Here is a 3,253-nt window from a genome sequence, read left to right on the forward strand (position 1 = left end):
AGCAAGCCGCCAAATCTGCGTGGGTTGTGGTGGGCGCGACCCCAGCCTTGGGAGGGCTCCGAGCGGTTCCCGGCGGGGTGGGTGCGGCTGCGGCCCCCCCCCCCCCCCCCCGCTACCGAACCTCGGTCCATCTCAAGCGGCGCTAGAATGTGAACACGGGGTGCGAGGGGCCGCCGGCCGCGGCACCCGGTAACATTTGATGGGATACCTGATGAAGAAAACTGTTTGGATCGGCTCGCTGTTGCTGGCCGCGCTGGGCCACGCCGCGCCGGCGCAAGCGCTGGACGGCGCCGCCGGAAAGACCCTGCCGGGGCATTATTACCTGCAGGGCATGACCGAAGTCGGCTCGGAATTGCTGCTGGCCGAAGACGGCAAATTCGAGTGGATGTTAAGTTATGGCGCCGTCGATCAATCCGCCAAGGGCCGTTGGGAGGTCGACGGCGACAAGGTCGTGCTGGTAGCGACGCCGCGCCCGGACAAGATGGCGTTCCGCCTGTTTACCGAGGAGGAATTGAACATCCGCAAACCGGCCGGAAAGGGCGCGTGGGTGGCGATCGTCGGCGTGCCGCGCGTGGGGCCGGTGCAAGACATCGAAGTGATATTCGAGAGCAAGTCCGGCCAGACCAAGACGGCCGTCACCGACCGCAACGGCGACGCCATCGTCAAGATGCCGGCCAGCGAGCAATGGGCCCGCGCCGGCCTGCGGCGCGCCCAAGCCAAGGGCGAGTGGCAATGGCTGGCGATCCCGCCGGCGCGCTCGAAGGACAACATCGCCGCCATTGCCGTCAACGAGAGCGACCTGCGGGCGCCGCCGTTCGAGCGTTTGCAGTTGCGCCTGGAACAGGGCGGCCTGGAGGTCAGCGACCCCGATTCGGGACTGCGCGGCGTGTATTCCAAGCAGTGACGCGGTGGCGGGCGGCGCGCCCGGTTCAGTGCGGGCGGCGGGCCGGCGGGCGCTGCCGCAGCGGGTCGAGCAGGTGGCGCAGGTCGTTGTGGTCCAACTCGTACATCAGGGCGATCAGCTTGCCCAGATCGCCGGAGGGGAAGCCCTCGCGCGCGAACCAGCCCAGGTAGTGGCCGGGCAGGTCGGCGATCACGCGGCCTTTGTATTTCCCGTAAGGCATCTCAAGGGTCAGCAACAAACTTAAATACTCTGGAGTCATGGTCGACATGTGCGTGGTGGGTCGGGGTGGCGAATCGCCGCAAATATAGCAGAACGGCGGCCGGCGGCGCGCCGCATTGTCGATGCTTCGGCCAACATTGTCGCATTGCGCGTGCGTTAATCCGACCTACGCGACAGCAACTGGACGGCGCTACGGCGGGTTGACCGGCAGGTGCACGGTGAAGCAGCAGCCTTGGCCGGGCTCGCTGCGCACCTCGATGCGGCCGCCGTGTTTGTTGACGATGCCGTAGGACAGCGACAGGCCCAGGCCGGTGCCGCTGCCGACCGCCTTGGTGGTGAAGAACGGTTCGAAGATGCGTTTCATGATGTCGGCCGGGATGCCCTGGCCGGTGTCGCTGATTTCCACCCAGACCCAGTCCGCGCCGCTGCAACCGGTGCGTATCGTGATGACGCCGAATTCCTTGATCGCGTGGGCGGCGTTGACCAGCAAGTTCATGAACACCTGGTTCAGCTGCGAGGCCAGGCATTTCACCAGCGGCAGCTGGCCGTATTGCTTGACGACCTCGGCCTTGTACTTGATTTCGTTGTTGACGATGTTCAAGGTGCTGTCCAGGCCGCGGTGCAGGTCGGCCGCCAGCCAGTTCGACTCGCCGACGTGGGAGAAATCCTTGAGCGCCTGGACAATGTCCTTGACCCGCTTCAAGCCCTCCAGCGACTCCTTCATCAGCTCGGCGAAGTCGTCCTTCAGGTAGTCGAATTCGGCGGCCTGCTTGAGCTGGCCGAAGCGCGCCGCGATCTGCCGCTGGTCCGGCCCCTGCGCGATGGCCTCCCCGCAGGCGTCGATGGCCTTGAACAGCGTGTCGAAATAACCCTGCACCGCGCCCATGTTGGAGTTGACGAAGCCGATCGGGTTGTTGATTTCGTGGGCGATGCCGGCGGCCAGCTGGCCGATCGAGGCCATTTTTTCCGACTGCAGCAACTGGTCGTGGGCTTGCTGCAATTTGGCGATCAGCAATTGCTGCTCGTCGCTGACCAGCTGCAACTCGGCCTCGGTTTGCAGCCGCATCGCCACCTCCTGGCGCAGCACCAGGTTTTGCTCGCTCAACTGCTGGTGCATCGCCCGCATCGACAGGTGGGTGTTGATGCGCGCCAGCACCTCCTCGATCTGGATCGGCTTGGTGACGTAGTCGACGCCGCCGACGGCGAAGCCGTTCACCACATTGCTCGAGTCGGTCAGCGCGGTCATGAAAATGACCGGGATGTCCTTGAGCTCGGCGCGCAGCTTCAATTGCCGGCAGGTTTCGAAGCCGTCCATGCCCGGCATCATCACGTCGAGCAAGATCAGGTCGGGCCGGACGAACTGCGCCCGCTCCAGCCCCTCCTCGCCGTCCTGCGCCACCACCACGCGCAAACCCTGGTCCTCCAGATAGTCGGCCAGCACGGCGACGTTGGCCGGCGTGTCGTCGATGATCAGCACGGTTGCCGGGTTCATCTGGCGTCCCTTTCCTTGGCGTGGGCGTTGACCATTTCCAGGATGGCCTTGGACTGGTAAGCCTTCGCCAGTTGCCGCAGCCGCTCGGCGAACGCCTGGTAGCGCGGGTCGAGCGCTTCGATGTGGTCGGCCTGTCGGCGAATGTCGCGCATGTTTCCTTCCTTGGCCAGTTGCACCAGTATCTCGATTTCATGGTCGGGCGGCGCGGCCAAGCCGTCGGCGCCGCCCGGCGCGGCGGGCGGCGCCTCGCTGTCCGCCTCGTAGAGCAGCGTCAGCCCCAGATAGCCGCCGATTTTTTCCAGCAACAGGTTTTGGTCGACCGGCTTGGTCATGAAGGCGTTGGCGCCGGCCACCAGGGTGTCTTCCCAGGGCGATTGCATGAAGAATCAGGCCGGCAGCCCCAAGACCTTGGCAAGATAGTCGGCGCTCCATCCTGCCTTTAAGCGTTTGCTGGCGATTCCGAGCTTGGTGGTCTTCTCGTTTTTTAGCAAGTTGAGCGCAATTCGACGCAAGATGGCGAAGTTTTGTGCCGCATCGCCGATACGTATGCGGCAATCGTCCTCGCGAAAGGCGACGTCGAGCACCCAGTGCATGCAGTTTTCGATGCCCCAGTGCGCCCGCACAGTCTGCGCAAGATG

At 64.6% G+C, this 3,253-nt stretch carries 5 protein-coding genes; 1 reads left to right on the forward strand and 4 read right to left on the reverse strand.

Annotated features, from left to right (window positions below; all coding sequences use genetic code 11):
* The first annotated feature begins 211 nt into the window (after nt 1-211).
* Nucleotides 212-904 carry a hypothetical protein gene (locus ACFDR9_RS27255; protein WP_409033016.1) on the forward strand — a complete coding sequence of 231 codons (693 nt, stop codon included), beginning with the start codon at nt 212-214 and terminating at the stop codon, nt 902-904.
* A gap of 25 nt (nt 905-929) precedes the next feature.
* Here ACFDR9_RS27255 and ACFDR9_RS27260 read toward each other — a convergent pair whose 3' ends face one another.
* The 4 genes from ACFDR9_RS27260 to ACFDR9_RS27275 all read right to left on the reverse strand — a co-directional run.
* Nucleotides 930-1,163, reverse strand: coding sequence for a DUF3820 family protein (locus ACFDR9_RS27260; RefSeq protein WP_035788054.1), 234 nt, complete (start codon nt 1,161-1,163; stop codon nt 930-932).
* Nucleotides 1,164-1,313: 150 nt separating this feature from the next.
* Nucleotides 1,314-2,615 carry a response regulator gene (locus tag ACFDR9_RS27265; RefSeq protein ID WP_017874779.1) on the reverse strand — a complete coding sequence of 434 codons (1,302 nt, stop codon included), beginning with the start codon at nt 2,613-2,615 and terminating at the stop codon, nt 1,314-1,316.
* Nucleotides 2,612-2,995: a hypothetical protein gene (locus ACFDR9_RS27270; RefSeq protein WP_409033017.1), complete on the reverse strand. Its 384-nt coding sequence runs from the start codon at nt 2,993-2,995 to the stop codon at nt 2,612-2,614. Before ACFDR9_RS27270 ends, ACFDR9_RS27265 begins: the two co-directional genes overlap by 4 nt.
* 6 nt (nt 2,996-3,001) lie before the next feature.
* On the reverse strand, nt 3,002-3,253 hold a 252-nt coding region (locus ACFDR9_RS27275), incomplete at its 5' end, for an ISAs1 family transposase (protein ID WP_409033018.1).

The organism is Janthinobacterium sp. CG_23.3 (assembly GCF_046115965.1).
Taxonomy (GTDB): Bacteria; Pseudomonadota; Gammaproteobacteria; order Burkholderiales; family Burkholderiaceae_D; genus Janthinobacterium.

Coding starts and splice junctions, on each gene's coding strand:
- ACFDR9_RS27255 (WP_409033016.1), top strand. CDS start 212: ATGAAGAAAACTGTTTGGATCGGCTCGCTGTTGCTGGCCGCGCTGGGC.
- ACFDR9_RS27260 (WP_035788054.1), bottom strand. CDS start 1,163: ATGACTCCAGAGTATTTAAGTTTGTTGCTGACCCTTGAGATGCCTTAC.
- ACFDR9_RS27265 (WP_017874779.1), bottom strand. CDS start 2,615: ATGAACCCGGCAACCGTGCTGATCATCGACGACACGCCGGCCAACGTC.
- ACFDR9_RS27270 (WP_409033017.1), bottom strand. CDS start 2,995: ATGCAATCGCCCTGGGAAGACACCCTGGTGGCCGGCGCCAACGCCTTC.